A 16888-nucleotide genomic window follows, 5' to 3' on the forward strand; every position below is an offset into this window, starting at 1 on the left:
AAATTATGTTTGTATTTACTTGATTTAGTGGTTTAAGTGAATAGAAAGATAAAGCTCTTTAACAATTAGGAACAAGCTGAAAGAAACGAGTTCTCGTTTTTATGAAAAGCTTTTTATTATAGATTGAGTTGAGGTTTGTTGAACTTCAATTGAATAATCTAAACAAAAAGAGAATAAGTAAGAAAGAGAAGAAAGCGTAATTTAAACTAAGACAACTGTGAGTTGTAAGGTTAAGAAATTAAGCGTACACGGTGGATGCCTAGGCAATCAGAGGCGAAGAAGGACGTGTTAATCTGCGAAAAGCGACGGTAAGCTGATAAAAAGCGTAATAGCCGTCGATGTCCGAATGGGGAAACCCAGTGTGGGTAACCACACTATCATCTAATGAATTCATAGTTAGATGAGGCGAACCGGGAGAACTGAAACATCTAAGTACCCCGAGGAAAAGAAATCAACCGAGATTCCCTGAGTAGCGGCGAGCGAAAGGGGAGCAGCCCAAGCGGGTAGCATAAAGTATTAGTGGAAGCGTTTGGAAAGTCGCACGATAGAGGGTGAAAGTCCCGTACACGAAGGTACGTTATGTGGAAGCTTATAGAGTAGGGCGGGACACGTGATATCCTGTCTGAAGAAGGGGGGACCATCCTCCAAGGCTAAATACTCCTGATTGACCGATAGTGAACCAGTACCGTGAGGGAAAGGCGAAAAGAACCCCGGGAGGGGAGTGAAATAGACCCTGAAACCGTGTACGTACAATCAGTGGGAGCTGTTACCGTTGGGTAATAGTGACTGCGTACCTTTTGTATAATGGGTCAGCGACTTATATTCTGTAGCAAGGTTAACCGAATAGGGGAGCCGAAGGGAAACCGAGTATTAACTGTGCGTTAAGTTGCAGGGTATAGACCCGAAACCCGGTGATCTAGCCATGGGCAGGTTGAAGGTTGGTTAACACTAACTGGAGGACCGAACCGACTAATGTTGAAAAATTAGCGGATGACCTGTGGCTGGGGGTGAAAGGCCAATCAAACCGGGAGATAGCTGGTTCTCCCCGAAAGCTATTTAGGTAGCGCCTCATGAGTGACTGTTGGGGGTAGAGCACTGTTTCGGCTAGGGGGCCATCCCGGCTTACCAACCCGATGCAAACTCCGAATACTGACAAGTTGAATCATGGGAGACACACGGCGGGTGCTAACGTTCGTCGTGAAGAGGGAAACAACCCAGACCGCCAGCTAAGGTCCCAAAGTCATAGTTAAGTGGGAAACGAAGTGGGAAGGCTTAGACAGCTAGGATGTTGGCTTAGAAGCAGCCATCATTTAAAGAAAGCGTAATAGCTCACTAGTCGAGTCGGCCTGCGCGGAAGATGTAACGGGGCTAAAACTATGCACCGAAGCTGCGGCAGTGCACGCAAGTGTATTGGGTAGGGGAGCGTTCTGTAAGCCGTAGAAGGTGTGTTGTGAGGCATGCTGGAGGTATCAGAAGTGCGAATGCTGACATAAGTAACGATAAAGCGGGTGAAAAGCCCGCTCGCCGGAAGACCAAGGGTTCCTGTCCAACGTTAATCGGGGCAGGGTGAGTCGACCCCTAAGGAGAGGCCGAAGGGCGTATCTGATGGGAAACGGGTTAATATTCCCGTACTGGCTATAACTGCGATGGGGTGACGAAGAAGGCTAGGTTTACCACCTATTGGATGGTGGGTTAAGCGTGTAGGGGTGTGATTAGGCAAATCCGGTCACTAAAACTCTGAGGCGTGATGACGAGCTGCTAAGGCAGTGAAGTAATTGATGCCCTGCTTCCAGGAAAATCCTCTAAGCTTCAGGTTATAGGTAATCGTACCCGAAACCGACACAGGTGGTCAGGTAGAGAATACTCAGGCGCTTGAGAGAACTCGGGTGAAGGAACTAGGCAAAATGGTGCCGTAACTTCGGGAGAAGGCACGCTGATATGTAATTGAAATCCCGTGCGGACGTAGGTGAAATCAGTCGAAGATACCAGCTGGCTGCAACTGTTTAATAAAAACACAGCACTGTGCAAACACGAAAGTGGACGTATACGGTGTGACGCCTGCCCGGTGCTGGAAGGTTAATTGATGGGGTTATGCGCATGCAGAAGCTCCTGATCGAAGCCCCAGTAAACGGCGGCCGTAACTATAACGGTCCTAAGGTAGCGAAATTCCTTGTCGGGTAAGTTCCGACCTGCACGAATGGCGTAATGATGGCCAGGCTGTCTCCACCCGAGACTCAGTGAAATTGAAATTGCCGTGAAGATGCGGTGTACCCGTGGCAAGACGGAAAGACCCCGTGAACCTTTACTATAGCTTGACAGTGAACATTGAGCCTTAATGTGTAGGATAGGTGGGAGGCAAAGAAGCACGCACGCCAGTGTGTGTGGAGTCGACCTTGAAATACCACCCTTTAATGTTTGATGTTCTAACCTATACTTCTGAATCGAGGTAAGGGACACTGTCTGGTGGGTAGTTTGACTGGGGCGGTCTCCTCCCAAAGAGTAACGGAGGAGCACGAAGGTTAGCTAATCCTGGTCGGACATCAGGAGGTTAGTGCAATGGCAAAAGCTAGCTTGACTGCGAGAGTGACGGCTCGAGCAGGTACGAAAGTAGGTCATAGTGATCCGGTGGTTCTGAATGGAAGGGCCATCGCTCAACGGATAAAAGGTACTCCGGGGATAACAGGCTGATACCGCCCAAGAGTTCATATCGACGGCGGTGTTTGGCACCTCGATGTCGGCTCATCACATCCTGGGGCTGAAGTAGGTCCCAAGGGTACGGCTGTTCGCCGTTTAAAGTGGTACGCGAGCTGGGTTTAGAACGTCGTGAGACAGTTCGGTCCCTATCTGCCATGGGCGTAGGAAAATTGAGAGGGTTTGCTTCTAGTACGAGAGGACCGAAGTGAACGCACCGCTGGTGTTCGGGTTGTGATGCCAATTGCATTGCCCGGTAGCTACGTGCGGAATAGATAAGTGCTGAAAGCATCTAAGCACGAAACTAGCCTTGAGATGAGTTTTCCCTGAAGAGATTCAGTAAGGTCCGTTTGAGACTAAGACGTAGATAGGTCAGGTGTGTAAGTGTAGTGATACATTGAGCTAACTGATACTAATGAACCGAGAGTCTTAACCTTACAACTCGGAGTTGTTTTGGGTTACGCAGAAGTTATTCCTAGATGAGAAAATCATCGAAAAGAGAATAGAGATTGAAAAAACAGTTTGTTCCGAATTGAGTGATTGTTGTTGATATGAGATAATGGACAGCAATTAAGAAAGAGAGAACAGAATATGTCTGGCGGTAATAGCGCGGTGGTCCCACCTGACCCCATGCCGAACTCAGAAGTGAAACGCCGTAGTGCCGATGGTAGTGTGGGTATTACCCATGTGAGAGTAGGGTGCCGCCAGACTTTTATATATAGAGCCCAGCAGTAATGCTGGGCTTTTTGCTTTTGGAATATTTATTAAATATCATTTTGATTATTGAAAATTAATTAATGCAGTAATAAATATTAATTAGTATAAAAAACAGTCAAAAAAAGAAGGTATTTGCCACTTTGCAATTATTTTTTATTTATTTCTTGCTGTATGTATGAAACAATTCAGCTATACAAGGAAAATTTTTTGAGGTAGTCAGTGATCGATAATGATGGCTACCGTCCGAATGTAGGAATAGTTATTTGTAACAGGTATGGTCAAGTACTTTGGGCTCGTCGGTATGGGCAAAATTCTTGGCAATTTCCTCAGGGCGGAATAAAACAAAACGAAACGCCTGAGCAGGCAATGTTTCGCGAATTAAACGAAGAAGTTGGTTTATCATCAAAAGATGTGAAAATTTTATCCGTTACTAATGGTTGGTTACGATATAAGTTACCCAAAAGGATGATTCGTTGGGAAAATCAGCCAGTTTGTATTGGGCAAAAACAAAAATGGTTTTTATTAGAATTAATATCTGATGTATCAGTCATTAATCTCAATACATCCTCAGCTCCTGAATTTGATGATTGGAAATGGGTTAGTTATTGGTATCCCATTCGACAGGTGATTGCATTTAAACGAGATGTCTATAGAAAGGCAATGAAGGAATTTTCTTTACCTGTGTTTGATATACAGTCTGAAATAGAGACATCAGTAACTAATATTTCTAAAAAGAAACGATTTAATTTCTTTGCTAATAAACGGAAAAATAAAAAGCGTAATAAAAAATGAATCAATATTTACAATTCCCTAATTTCGATCCAATAGCTTTCTCCATTGGTCCGGTATCACTTCATTGGTATGGTGCAATGTATTTATTTGGAGTGCTGGGTGCACTTTATTTGGCTAAGCGTCGTGCTGATAAACCAAATAGCCAATGGACATCACAACAAGTTGAAAATTTATTGTTTTGGGGGTTTTTAGGTCTTTTTATTGGAGGCCGTTTAGGCTATGTCTTCTTTTATAATTTAGAAGCTTTTATCAAAGATCCTATAATTTTATTTAAAGTCTGGGAAGGCGGTATGTCTTTTCATGGTGGTTTAATTGGTGCGATTTGCGTTATTGCTATTTTTGCAAAGGGGACAAAGAAAACTTTTATGCAAATAGGTGACTTTGTTGCACCACTTGTCCCTATTGGTTTGATGTTTGGACGATTTGGTAATTTTATTAATGGAGAACTTTGGGGGAGAGTAACTGATTCATCTATTGGTATGTTATTTCCAACATCATCACATGCCGATTTTATGTTTGTTCAGTTTCATCCAGAGTGGTTTTCACTTTATTCCCAATTAAATGGTATTTTACCAAGGCATCCTTCACAGCTTTATGAAATGGTGTTTGAGGGAATAGTACTGTTTATTATTTTAAATATTTTTATTCGAAAACCAAGACCTACTGGCTCTGTATCTGGCTTATTTTTATTTTGCTATGGTTTATTTAGATTTGTTATAGAATTTTTTAGACAACCAGATGAGCAGTTAGGCTTATTTTTAAATATTATCAGTATGGGACAAATATTATGTCTACCAATGATTATTGGTGGTATTTTTATTCTTTTATTTGCATATAGATTTAATAATAAGGCAAAAACACAATGAAACAATATTTAGCGTTAATGAAAAAAATTTTAGATGAAGGTACACCAAAATCAGATCGAACGGGCACTGGAACGCTATCTATTTTTGGGCATCAAATGCGGTTTAATTTACAAGAAGGTTTTCCTCTTGTTACGACTAAAAAGTGTCATTTACGTTCAATTATTCATGAATTGCTTTGGTTTTTGAAGGGGGATACAAATGTTAAGTATCTTCAAGACAATAAGGTAACTATTTGGAATGAATGGGCTGATGAAAATGGTGATTTAGGTCCTGTTTATGGTAAACAATGGCGAGCATGGGGAGCGGCTGATGGTCGCCAGATAGATCAGATTTCACAATTAATTGATCAAATTAAGAATGAGCCTGACTCTAGACGTATGATTGTTTCTGCTTGGAATGTTGGAGAATTAGATCAAATGGCATTAGCACCGTGTCATGCTTTCTTCCAATTTTATGTCGCAAATGGCAAACTTTCTTGTCAACTTTATCAACGTTCTTGTGACGTATTTTTAGGATTGCCATTTAATATAGCCAGCTATTCTTTATTAGTTTACATAATTGCTCTGCAATGTGAATTACAAGTAGGTGATTTTGTGTGGACTGGTGGTGATACACATCTTTATTCTAATCATATGGAACAAGCTCATCTGCAATTAAGCCGTGAACCAAAAGTATTGCCAAAATTAGTTATTAAACGTAAACCTCCAACAATTTTTGATTATAAATTTGAGGATTTTGAAATTGTTGGTTACGAACCACATCCAGCAATCAAAGCGCCTGTTGCTGTTTAATTTTTGTTAAAAAGTTTCAGGTAACTATGTGTTTCAGTATAAAAATAGATAATTTTAAGAATAGCTAATAGTTTTAACTGTGAACTACTTAAATATAAATTGATAACAAAATTAGTCACAGAATAATGGTATAACGTCCTTAGGCTTTGTTTATTTTATGCTCCCGAAAAATAAGATATAATAAGCAACTGTCTTATTAATAATAATTTAATCTTAATATGAGTCAAAATCAAGAAATTCGCCCTATTTTTACTAAAAGTTTATTACACCCCCGTTATTGGTTAACGTGGTTTGGTATTGGTATTTTATATTTAATCGTTTTATTACCATATCCAATCATTTATCAATTGGGAAAAGGGTTAGGTTTGCTTTCGATGAAATTAATTGGTAAACGTAAAGAAACGGCTAGGCAAAATCTTAAACTCTGTTTTCCTGAAAAAACACAATCTGAACGTGATCAGATGTTGCGTGAGAATTTTATTTCAACAGGTTTAGCAATTTTTGAAACCGGTATGGCATGGTTTTGGTCTGATAAACGGCTTGCTAAAAAAGTTTCTATTGTTGACGATTTTCATATCACAAAAGTTCAACAATCAGGTCAAGGTGTTTTACTCATTGGCATTCATTTTTTAACATTAGAGCTAGGTGCTCGCATCTTAGGAATGAATCACCCAGGAGTAGGTGTGTACCGTCCAAATGATAATCCTGTAATGGATTATGTTCAGCTTAAAGGACGACTTAAATCAAATAAATATATGCTCGATCGGCATAATACTAAGGGGATGATCCGCGCACTAAAAAATGGTGAATTACTTTGGTATGCGCCAGATCATGATTATGGTCCTAAAAATAGTGTATTTGCGCCTCTATTTTCAGTAAAAAAAGCTGCAACAACTGTAGGCACGCGTATATTAGTGAAATTAGCTCAGCCAGCTATTATACCATTTACTCCTAAGCGTGAGAAAGATGATCGTTACACTGTTTATGTAACATCAGCGCTTGAAGGCTATCCAATTGATGATGATGTACTTGCTGCTACTTTTATGAACAAAGCGATTGAACAAGAAATTCTAAAAGCACCTGAGCAATATATGTGGTTACATCGAAGATTTAAAACTCGTCCAAAAGGTGATGCACCTTTATATACTGATAATGTTCAATCTGATTAATATGAATATTTTTTATAGCTTCTGTTGAAAGAGTAAAAAATTACAATATGCAAAAACTAAACAAAATTATTCTCTATTGCCGTTGTGGATTTGAAAAAGAGTGTGCTAACGAAATTACAGATAAAGCTGCTCAGAAAGAAGTATATGGCTTTGCTAAAGTTAAAGAAAACAGTGGTTATGTTGTTTTTGAATGCTATCAAGATGATGATGCACAATTATTAATAAAAAATTTAGATTTCCGAACACTAATTTTTGCACGGCAAATGTTTGTAGCAGGTGATCTATTAGTTGATTTACCTACAGGTGATCGTATTTCTCCAATCATTGATGCATTATCAGGATGTATTGATAAAGCTGGCGATCTACGTGTTGAGGTTGCTGATACAAATGAAGGTAAAGCGCTTTCTGGCTTTTGTCGTAAATTTACAGTGCCGCTTCGTCAAGCATTAAGAAGTAAACGTATTTTATTAAAAATTGAGAATCCATCAAGACCCATTGTTCACTTATTTTTTATCAGTAATACCAGTTGTTATGTTGGTTATTCACTGAGTCAAAATAATTCACCTTTTTATATGGGAATTCCAAGATTAAAATTTCCCTCTGATGCACCAAGCCGTTCTACATTAAAATTAGAAGAAGCCTTCCATATTTTTATTCCTTATGATGAGTGGGAGGAGCGATTAAAAGGTGGTTTAAACGCTGTTGACTTGGGTGCTTGTCCTGGAGGTTGGACTTATCAACTAGTTAAAAGAAGTATGATGGTTTATGCCATTGATAATGGACCTATGGATGAAAAATTGATGGAAACTGGACAAGTTAAACATTATCGGGAAGATGGCTTTAAATTTATACCTAAAAAGCATAACATTTATTGGTTGGTTTGCGATATGGTTGAAAAACCAGCTAAAGTGACAGAATTAATAGCCACATGGTTAATTAATGGTTGGTGTAGAGAGGCTATTTTTAACCTCAAATTACCAATGAAAAAACGTTATGAAGAAGTAAAACAAAATCTATATTCGTTAAATAAAGACTTAAATAATAAAAAAATCAACGTACAAATTCAAGCAAAACAGCTTTATCATGATCGAGAAGAAATTACGGTTCATGTACAACGAATTTGGGGATAACAAAATTATATATAAGAGAGTAGGTATGAACTTGAAACGTTACTTTTATGCTATATTGACAATACCATTATTTACATTTTTGGTATGTTGTACTTTAGGAAATTCAGAGAAATCTCTTAACTTTGATGATAACAAAAATTCTAGTTATTATCTTTCACAAGCAGATAATAGTTCTGGAACAGATAAAGTTAATTGGCAATTATTAGCTATTCGTGCATTAATAAAAGAAAATAAATTTTCACAAGCAACTACATTATTATCAAATTTACCACCCAAACTTAATGATGAGCAACAAAAAGAAAAGTTATTATCAGAGGGTCAAATTGCTGTAAAAAAAAGGAAATCATTTGATCTGAATCAATTCATTATTGAAAATTTGTCTAATTCACAGCTGTATCGTTACTACATTATTAAATTGGGTTTGGATATAAATGGTAAAGATATTAATGCTCAAGCCCACGATTATCTCCAATTAGAAAAATATGTATCAGAAATCGAAAAAAGGCAATTATTAAATAATACATGGAATTTTTTCCGTAAATTAAAATCTGGTAAAATCCGCAAAATTTTAGTTGATGAAAATGAAACTACATTACAAGGTTGGGTTGATTTAGCTTATGCTTACCAAAATGCGAGTAAAGCACCCACTCCACAAGATGATGATACACCAGAAATTATTGCCGAAAAATCCGAAAATCAAAAACAGTTATTAAAACAAGCTATCAACAATTGGGCTATACAATATCCAGATCATCCTGCAAAAGAGGTTATCTCGATATTAACTGGAGAACAAACACTTGCTGTTGATGCTAATGCAAAAAAAGTTGCATTATTGTTACCATTAAATAGCTCTTCACGTATATTTGGTGAAACAATTCGTCAAGGTTACATGGATGGAATTAAGTTTTTTCCACGAGAACCACAACAAAATGTGGTTATACTTGATACAACTAGTGCGCCAATGAATACTTTAATTCAGCAAGCACAGGAACAAAATGTTGAGTTAATTGTAGGTCCTTTATTAAAAAAAGAAGTTATTGAATTAAAATCACTAGAGCCAGCTATTCCTGTCTTAGCCTTGAATAAGGTTGATAACACTACTGCGTCTGCAAATAAAATGTGTTATTTTGCTTTATCTCCTGAAGATGAAGCAAAAGATGCGGCAGACCATATTTATTCTCAAAATAAAATAAAACCATTACTATTAGTACCACAAACTGATTTAGGTAAACGTGTTGCACAAAGTTTTGCTGCACAGTGGTCGCAATTGTCAACAAATAGTTCACAAGCTTACGTACAATACTTTGGTAACACTCAAACACTAAGCGCCAATATGAATCGTAACATAGGGATTAGTCTTGCAGGAAATCCTATTTTGATAGATGAAACGTTATCAGAGGGAATGGTATCGGATGGATTTGATGCTATTTATGTTTATTCTTCGTATGATGAATTGACGTTGATAAAGCCAATGCTTGATATGGGTGCAAATAAAACTATTGGAAATTCATCTGCGGTTACACTTTATTCAAGTTCTAAAAGTCATGTAGCTAATGCTTCTAATGACTTTAATTATGATATGAATAAAACTGAATATGCAGATATCCCTATGGTTATAAATCAAATGGATAAGGAAAATACAAATATACCTAGCAACATTCAGAAAGATTATTCATTAATTCGCCTGTATGCAATGGGCATTGATGCGTGGAGACTAACAAATCGTTTTAATCAACTTAATTCATATCAACCTAATTTTTTAGATGGTATGACAGGTAAATTATCAACAAGTGATCAATGCGAAGTGACACGTGCACTCTCTTGGCAGCAATATATTTATGGCGAAGATAAATCTGATTCAAAAAGCGAATAAAAAACAAATTGGCGAGCATTATGAAAATATAGCTTGCCAATATTTACTTAAGCAAGGACTTATACTTCTTGCACATAATAGCCAATTTCGCTTTGGCGAGCTTGATTTAATTATGCTTGATAATAAATGTCTTGTTTTTATTGAAGTACGTTATCGAAAAAATGCTAACTTTGGTGATGCGGAGATGACCGTTACACTAAATAAACAAAATAAAATTAGGCAGGCTGCCCAACAATGGATGATAGCGCAAAATTTAAATATCGAAGATACAGAGTTTAGATTTGATGTTTTTGCTATTACAGGTAACAGTCAAAAATGGATTATTAATGCATTTTAATTTTTAGGTGAAAAGCGTGCAAGATTTAATTAAAAATTATTTTACTGAAAGTATTCAAACTCAAATCGTGATGGCGGAATCACTTGGTTATTCTATTGAAAAGGCCGCAAATATTATTGTCGATAGTTTACTTAATGGCAATAAAATTATGAGTTGTGGTAATGGTCCATCCGCAGCTAATGTACAAAGCTTTACTTCACGTTTAATCACCAGTATTAATATTGAAAGGCCAAGTATTCCTGCAATGGCTTTAGTATCAGACAATGTTTTATTGAGTGCTATAGCTAATCATGAGGAAATTTATGCTCGTCAAATTCAAGCATTAGGACAACAAAGTGATGTTTTAATTATAGCAACTTGCCAAGGGAATAGCCGATCTATCATTCGTGCTGTTCAAGAAGCGGTAATTAAAGATATGAAAATTGTTGCATTAACTGCTTTTGATGGTGGTGAAGTTATTGGCTTATTAGGCCAGAATGATATTGAAATTAGAATTCCGTCTTACAAAAAAGTGATGGCATACGAAATGCACGCTATGATTCTAAATTGTTTGTGCCAATTAATCGAGAATAGGCTATTTATTCACAGTAAATAAGCTGAAATAAAGACGGTTTAATTCTGCATTAATAGTGATTTTATGCTATAATTGTGAACTATTTTGATGACTTAAATTAATAAGAGTACATGGTGTTATGACCGAACTAGCCAAAGAAATAACCCCCGTTAATATAGAAGATGAATTAAAATCTTCTTATCTTGACTATGCAATGTCTGTCATTGTTGGGCGCGCCTTACCTGATGTCCGTGACGGTTTAAAGCCTGTTCACCGGCGCGTTTTATTTGCTATGCATGAAGCCGGATATGATTGGAATAAACCTTATAGGAAGTCTGCTCGTGTTGTTGGGGATGTAATCGGTAAATACCATCCACATGGTGATTCAGCAGTTTATGACACAATTGTACGTATGGCTCAACCATTCTCATTACGTTATATGTTGGTTGATGGTCAAGGTAACTTTGGTTCTGTTGATGGCGATTCAGCTGCTGCGATGCGTTATACTGAAATTCGTATGCAAAAGTTTGCGGGAGCATTATTAACGGATCTAGATAAAGAGACAGTTGATTTTTCACCTAATTACGATGGTTCAGAAATGATTCCAGATGTGTTACCAACACGAATTCCTAACTTATTAATTAATGGCGCGTCAGGGATTGCTGTTGGTATGGCAACTAACATTCCTCCACACAATCTCTCTGAAGTTATCAATGGTTGCTTGGCTTTTATTGAAGACGAAAATATTTCAGTCGATGGTTTAATGGAGTATATCCATGGGCCAGATTTTCCAACAGCAGCATTAATTAATGGTCGAAAAGGTATCGAAAACGCGTATCGCACAGGTCGTGGTATTATTTATATTCGCTCTAAAGCTACCATAGAAGTTGATGATCATAGTGGACGTGAGACCATTATTGTTAATGAGATACCGTATCAGGTTAATAAGAAAAAACTGATCGAAAAAATTGCAGAATTAGTTAAAGATAAAAAAATAGAAGGTATTTCGGCATTACGTGATGAATCAGATAAAGACGGTATGCGCATAGTCATTGAAATTAAACGCGATGCTGTTGGTGAAGTTGTATTAAATAACCTTTTCTCTTTGACTCAATTACAAGTTTCATTTGGTATCAATATGGTGGCTTTACATAAAGGTCAACCAAAACTCCTAAATTTACGCGAAATGATAGAAGCTTTTGTGCTTCATCGACGAGAAGTTGTAACTCGTCGAACCATTTATGAATTACGCAAAGCACGCGAACGAGCTCATGTATTAGAAGGTTTAGCAATTGCACTTGCCAATATTGATCCTATCATTGAGCTCATTCGTGCTGCTGCAACACCTAGTGAAGCAAAAACTAAATTATTGAGCCAAGCTTGGCAACTTGGAAATGTTTCGTCCATGCTAGAGAAAGCAGGTAATGATGCAGCTAGACCAGAAGATTTAGCTCCAGAGTTTGGTATTCATGATGGACATTATTATTTATCAGAAGCGCAAGCTCAAGCGATTTTAGATCTCCGCTTACACCGCTTAACCGGCCTTGAACATGAAAAAATTCTTGATGAATACAAAGAATTATTGCTTCAAATTGGTGAGTTATTGCATATTTTAGCTAGCTCAGAACGTTTGATGGAAGTAATTCGTGAAGAATTGGAAAGTGTTCGAGACCAATTCCAAGATGCTAGACGAACAGAAATTACAGCGAGCAGTGCAGATATTAATATTGAAGATCTTATTGCTCAAGAAGATGTAGTCGTTACTCTTTCCCATCAAGGTTATGTAAAATATCAACCACTTTCAGATTATGAAGCTCAACGTCGTGGTGGTAAAGGTAAATCTGCCACTAAAATCAAAGAAGAAGACTTTGTCGAAAAACTATTAGTTGCTAATACTCATGATACGATTCTTTGCTTCTCAAGCCGAGGTCGATTATATTGGATGAAAGTTTACCAATTGCCCGAAGCCAGCCGAGGCTCTCGAGGTCGTCCAATTATTAATTTGTTACCTCTTGAAGAAAATGAAAGAATCACTGCAATCCTACCCGTTCGAGCATTTGATGATGAACATTGTGTATTTATGGCTACAGCACAAGGTACAGTTAAGAAAACATCTTTAATTGAATTTAGTCGTCCACGAAGTGGCGGTATTATTGCGATTAATTTACGTGATGATGATGAATTAATTGGCGTTGATTTAACTAGCAATGATCCTTCAGCTATTGTTGATGATGAAGAACTTTATGATGATACCATTGTTGAAGAGATTGACTCAGAAGATGATAACCTGATTGGTGAAATCTCAACGACTGAAGATATTATGTTATTCTCTGCTAATGGTAAAGTTGTTCGTTTCCCAGCCAATAAAGTTCGTTGTATGGGCAGAACGGCTGCTGGTGTACGTGGCATAAAACTTGATAGCGATGATAAAGTGGTTTCATTAATTGTACCTAGAGGTAGTGGCGCAATTTTAACAGCAACTCAAAATGGATATGGTAAACGTACTCAGCAAGAACTATACCCAACCAAATCAAGGGCAACTAAAGGTGTTATTTCTATCAAAGTTAGTGAGCGAAATGGTACTGTTGTTGGCGCAGTTCAAGTTGATGAAACCGATCAAATCATGCTAATCACAGATGCAGGAACGCTTGTTCGTACTCGTGTTTCAGAGGTAAGTATTGTTGGTCGTAACACTCAAGGTGTCATGCTTATTCGAACAGCTGACAACGAAAAAGTGGTGGGATTACAACGAATAGCCGAAACAGAAGATGACGCAAGTGAATCGGAAGCATCGGAAAATAATGAACGGCACGATTCACTTCAAGTGTCCGAGGATTAATTATTTAATAATCTAAAAGGATTAGTTTTGCTAATCCTTTTTTATTTTAGAGAATCGTAAAAAGGAATAGTATTAGATGTTATTTTTAATAAAAAAAATATTAACAAATCTTGCATGGCAAATTTTGATTGCTTTGATTCTAGGAGTTGCCGTAGGTGCTTATTTATTTGAGCTCTCTGCTACAAACCACCCTTTGCATTCATATTATCAATTTTCAATAGTAAATATATTTCAGCCTGCAGGCGATATCTTCATTCGGTTAATTAAAATGATTGTGTTACCAATTATACTGAGTACTTTAACTCTAGGCATTGCAGGTCTTGGTGGCTCAAAACGGTTAGGGACCTTAGGTTTTAAAACAATTCTCTATTTTGAAATTATTACAACTATTGCTATTTTATTAGGTCTTTCTTGGGGAAATATTTTTTCACCTGGCTCGGGAATTGATTCCTCAACACTTGCAACGACAGACATTAGTAAGTATACCCAAGCAGCTGAAGAATTAAGCGGTAAACCTCATGGTTTAATTGTTATGATATTAGATATGATTCCTGCTAATATCTTTAAAGCTATGACGGACGGTGCTGTTTTACCTGTGATTTTCTTTTGTGTCTTTTTTGGTCTAGGCCTAATGTCTTTGCCAGATAAACAACGTGAACCTTTTCTTTTATTTTTAAAAGTAATTTCAGATACTATGTTTAAAGTAACTAATATGATAATGCGTTATGCACCTATTGGTGTATTTGCACTTATCACGGTAACAGTTGCTAAATATGGATTTGAATCTTTACTTCCACTACTTAAATTAATTTTAACCGTCTATTCGGCAATGATTATTTTTACGTTAGTGGTGTTAGGGCTTGTTTGTAAAATTTGCAAATTTAATATTTTTACATTATTAAAAATTTTGAAAGAAGAATTAGTTATTGCATTTTCAACCGCAAGTTCTGAAACTGCATTGCCTAAAATAATTGAAAAGATGGAAGCTTATGGAGCACCAAAATCGATAACTAGTTTTGTTATTCCTACAGGCTATTCATTTAATCTTGACGGTTCAACACTCTATCAAAGTATTACTGTTATCTTTTTAGCACAGTTATTCCACATAGATTTAACTATTTTGGATCAGGTTATTATTGTCATCACTTTAATGATTGCATCTAAAGGGATTGCAGGTGTACCTGGCGCTTCAATTCTTGTTTTATCGGCAACCCTAGGTAGTGTAGGTATTCCTCTTGAAGGGATTGGTTATATTATGGGGGTAGAACGTATTTTAGATATGGGTAGAACAGTAGTTAATGTGGTTGGTAATGCATTAGCAGCAATTGTTATTGCGCGTTGGGAACATGCTTTTGACGACAAAAAAGCAAGAGCTTATGAACAACAATATTTGAAATGATAAAATAATTATGTAGATTAATTTATCCCAAAAAACTACCTGTTTATCAGGTAGTTTTACGCAAAGTATATCTATTTAATTATTGATAAAAATAAGAAATATTTAGTAATGTCAAATTCAAATCTTTTACCACTGGTGACCACTAATCAGAAAGAAATCGACTTTGCAATGTTCTCTTTTTTCATAATTGGGTCTTGCATTAATTGCATAACCTAGTTGTTTAAACTTTTTAAGCGCTTTTTCTATATCATTCACCTCTAAAGCAATATGTTCAATACCATAATGATCTACATTGGTGGAAATTATGTCTAGTAATTGATTTAGTTCTAAATTGAAAAAAATTAAGATGACAAGCTAAACGTTATAACAAAACCTATCCTGACAAAATGTTTCATGTGGCATTAAATAATATCACGCTCATTGAATAGAAAACACTAAAACAAATAACATAATTTTCTACATAAGTTTTGTACTTACTATGGGGTATTTACAGAATGGTTTATTTTTTAGGTTATATTTTTGTAAAAATATTCAGGAGTCTATACCATTTGGTGATTATTTAAGACTTCGCTTTAACTATTTGTTAAAATGTGCGATTACCATCGTATCAATCACAAATTCATAAAACTTACCGAAATAGGGATACGCACTTTTATTGAGATACAGCATTTAGCGATTCAAAAAATAGAAAACAAAAGCTTAAGCAATTTCAGGAAAACATCTTGAGTTTTTAGAGATTATTTAGCTATGAAGTATAAACAACTTGTTATTTTCCCATAAGTTAATATTACTATTTATGACTAATGCTAGATGCTTATAATATGAAGATAACGAGATATGTTTTATTGAAAATAGCGATAATTTTGTCTACAAATCGATATAAAAAAACCCAGCATTTGCGGGGTTTTTCAGTATTTATTAGATAACTATTTAATTTTAGCTTCTTTATAAATAACATGTTGACGAACTACAGGATCGTATTTTTTGATCTCCATTTTTTCAGGCATAGTTCTTTTATTTTTGCTAGTGGTATAAAAATGACCTGTACCAGCAGAAGAAACTAATCTGATTTTTTCGCGTACACCTTTAGCCATGATATGGTTTCCTTATTAGTACTTTTCACCACGGGCACGAAGTTCAGCTAAAACTGCATCAATACCCTTTTTATCGATAGTACGCATACCTTTAGCAGATACACGCAATTTTACAAAACGTTTTTCGCTCTCAATCCAGAAACGGTGAGTTTGAAGGTTTGGTAGAAAACGACGTTTAGTAGCATTCATCGCATGAGAACGATTATTTCCTACTAAAGGACCTTTTCCTGTTACTTGGCATACTCGTGACATGTCAATAATTCTCCGAAATTTCTATGCTTAAGCCCTGGGCGTAATATGTTAATGGAATTGACCTCGTCAGGCTTTTAGTTTACTGCAGTTCTATCTGAGAAGCAGTTTAACCTCTCACACTACACCCATAATAATGAGGTAGCGAAGTATACGCTGTTATGCGCAAATTCTCAAGTGTTATCTTACTTACCGATGCATAAAATTAGTTTACAATGGTATAACTCATATAATATTTATTTTATTAGTTAAAACAAAATTCCTAAAAATTATTAAAACCATTTTGGATCAATCTGATAGATAAAATTTTTGTAAAAAATTTTTTGTAATAGTACTTAATTTTTCTTATAACGAACAATTCATTATAAAACAATATACTGTCTTTAAC

At 36.4% G+C, this 16888-nt stretch carries 12 protein-coding genes and 2 rRNA genes; 12 read left to right on the plus strand and 2 right to left on the minus strand.

All coding sequences use genetic code 11. The features are described from left to right. Nucleotides 1-228: 228 nt before the first annotated feature. The 12 genes from A9G25_RS08640 to gltP all read left to right on the plus strand — a co-directional run bounded on the left by A9G25_RS08640 (nt 229) and on the right by gltP (nt 15157). Nucleotides 229-3128 (plus strand): 23S ribosomal RNA (locus tag A9G25_RS08640). A gap of 157 nt (nt 3129-3285) precedes the next feature. Beyond that, nucleotides 3286-3401: ribosomal RNA gene (gene rrf, locus A9G25_RS08645) — 5S ribosomal RNA — on the plus strand. Nucleotides 3402-3627: 226 nt separating this feature from the next. Beyond that, complete coding sequence (rppH, locus tag A9G25_RS08650; RefSeq protein ID WP_065626590.1) at nt 3628-4200, plus strand: RNA pyrophosphohydrolase; 573 nt, start codon at nt 3628-3630, stop codon at nt 4198-4200. Further along, nucleotides 4197-5066 carry a prolipoprotein diacylglyceryl transferase gene (gene lgt, locus A9G25_RS08655; protein ID WP_065626591.1) on the plus strand — a complete coding sequence of 290 codons (870 nt, stop codon included), beginning with the start codon at nt 4197-4199 and terminating at the stop codon, nt 5064-5066. Before rppH ends, lgt begins: the two co-directional genes overlap by 4 nt. Then, a complete protein-coding gene (thyA, locus tag A9G25_RS08660) occupies nt 5063-5857 on the plus strand; it encodes a thymidylate synthase (protein ID WP_065626592.1) in 795 nt (264 codons plus the stop codon). Before lgt ends, thyA begins: the two co-directional genes overlap by 4 nt. Nucleotides 5858-6075: 218 nt before the next feature. Beyond that, the gene (gene lpxL / locus A9G25_RS08665; protein ID WP_065626593.1) at nt 6076-7026 is read left to right on the plus strand and encodes an LpxL/LpxP family Kdo(2)-lipid IV(A) lauroyl/palmitoleoyl acyltransferase; all 951 of its coding nucleotides are present in this window, start codon (nt 6076-6078) and stop codon (nt 7024-7026) included. Nucleotides 7027-7073: 47 nt separating this feature from the next. After that, on the plus strand, nt 7074-8156 hold the full coding sequence (rlmM, locus tag A9G25_RS08670; protein ID WP_065626594.1) for a 23S rRNA (cytidine(2498)-2'-O)-methyltransferase RlmM: 1083 nt from the start codon (nt 7074-7076) through the stop codon (nt 8154-8156). 25 nt (nt 8157-8181) lie between these two features. Next, nucleotides 8182-10029, plus strand: coding sequence for a penicillin-binding protein activator (locus tag A9G25_RS08675; protein ID WP_065626595.1), 1848 nt, complete (start codon nt 8182-8184; stop codon nt 10027-10029). Continuing rightward, entirely contained in the window at nt 9995-10366 is a 372-nt protein-coding gene (locus A9G25_RS08680) for a YraN family protein (protein WP_065626596.1), read from the plus strand. The genes A9G25_RS08675 and A9G25_RS08680 overlap by 35 nt, the downstream gene beginning before the upstream one ends. A 16-nt stretch (nt 10367-10382) precedes the next feature. Then, the gene (locus tag A9G25_RS08685) at nt 10383-10961 is read left to right on the plus strand and encodes an SIS domain-containing protein (RefSeq protein WP_034913416.1); all 579 of its coding nucleotides are present in this window, start codon (nt 10383-10385) and stop codon (nt 10959-10961) included. A 97-nt stretch (nt 10962-11058) separates the two neighbouring features. Next, nucleotides 11059-13758 (plus strand): DNA topoisomerase (ATP-hydrolyzing) subunit A, encoded by a 2700-nt coding sequence (gene gyrA, locus A9G25_RS08690; protein ID WP_065626597.1) that lies wholly within the window; start codon nt 11059-11061, stop codon nt 13756-13758. 88 nt (nt 13759-13846) lie between these two features. Next, on the plus strand, nt 13847-15157 hold the full coding sequence (gltP, locus tag A9G25_RS08695) for a glutamate/aspartate:proton symporter GltP (RefSeq protein ID WP_065626707.1): 1311 nt from the start codon (nt 13847-13849) through the stop codon (nt 15155-15157). 926 nt (nt 15158-16083) lie between these two features. On the opposite strand, the gene rpmG is transcribed toward gltP, so the two are convergent. After that, nucleotides 16084-16251, minus strand: coding sequence for a 50S ribosomal protein L33 (rpmG, locus tag A9G25_RS08700; RefSeq protein WP_025314526.1), 168 nt, complete (start codon nt 16249-16251; stop codon nt 16084-16086). Between the two features lie 15 nt (nt 16252-16266). Beyond that, nucleotides 16267-16503: a 50S ribosomal protein L28 gene (gene rpmB, locus A9G25_RS08705; RefSeq protein ID WP_034884345.1), complete on the minus strand. Its 237-nt coding sequence runs from the start codon at nt 16501-16503 to the stop codon at nt 16267-16269. Nucleotides 16504-16888 lie beyond the last annotated feature (385 nt).

Source organism: Gilliamella sp. Bif1-4 (assembly GCF_001690535.1).
Taxonomy (GTDB): domain Bacteria; phylum Pseudomonadota; class Gammaproteobacteria; order Enterobacterales; family Orbaceae; genus Gilliamella; species Gilliamella bombi.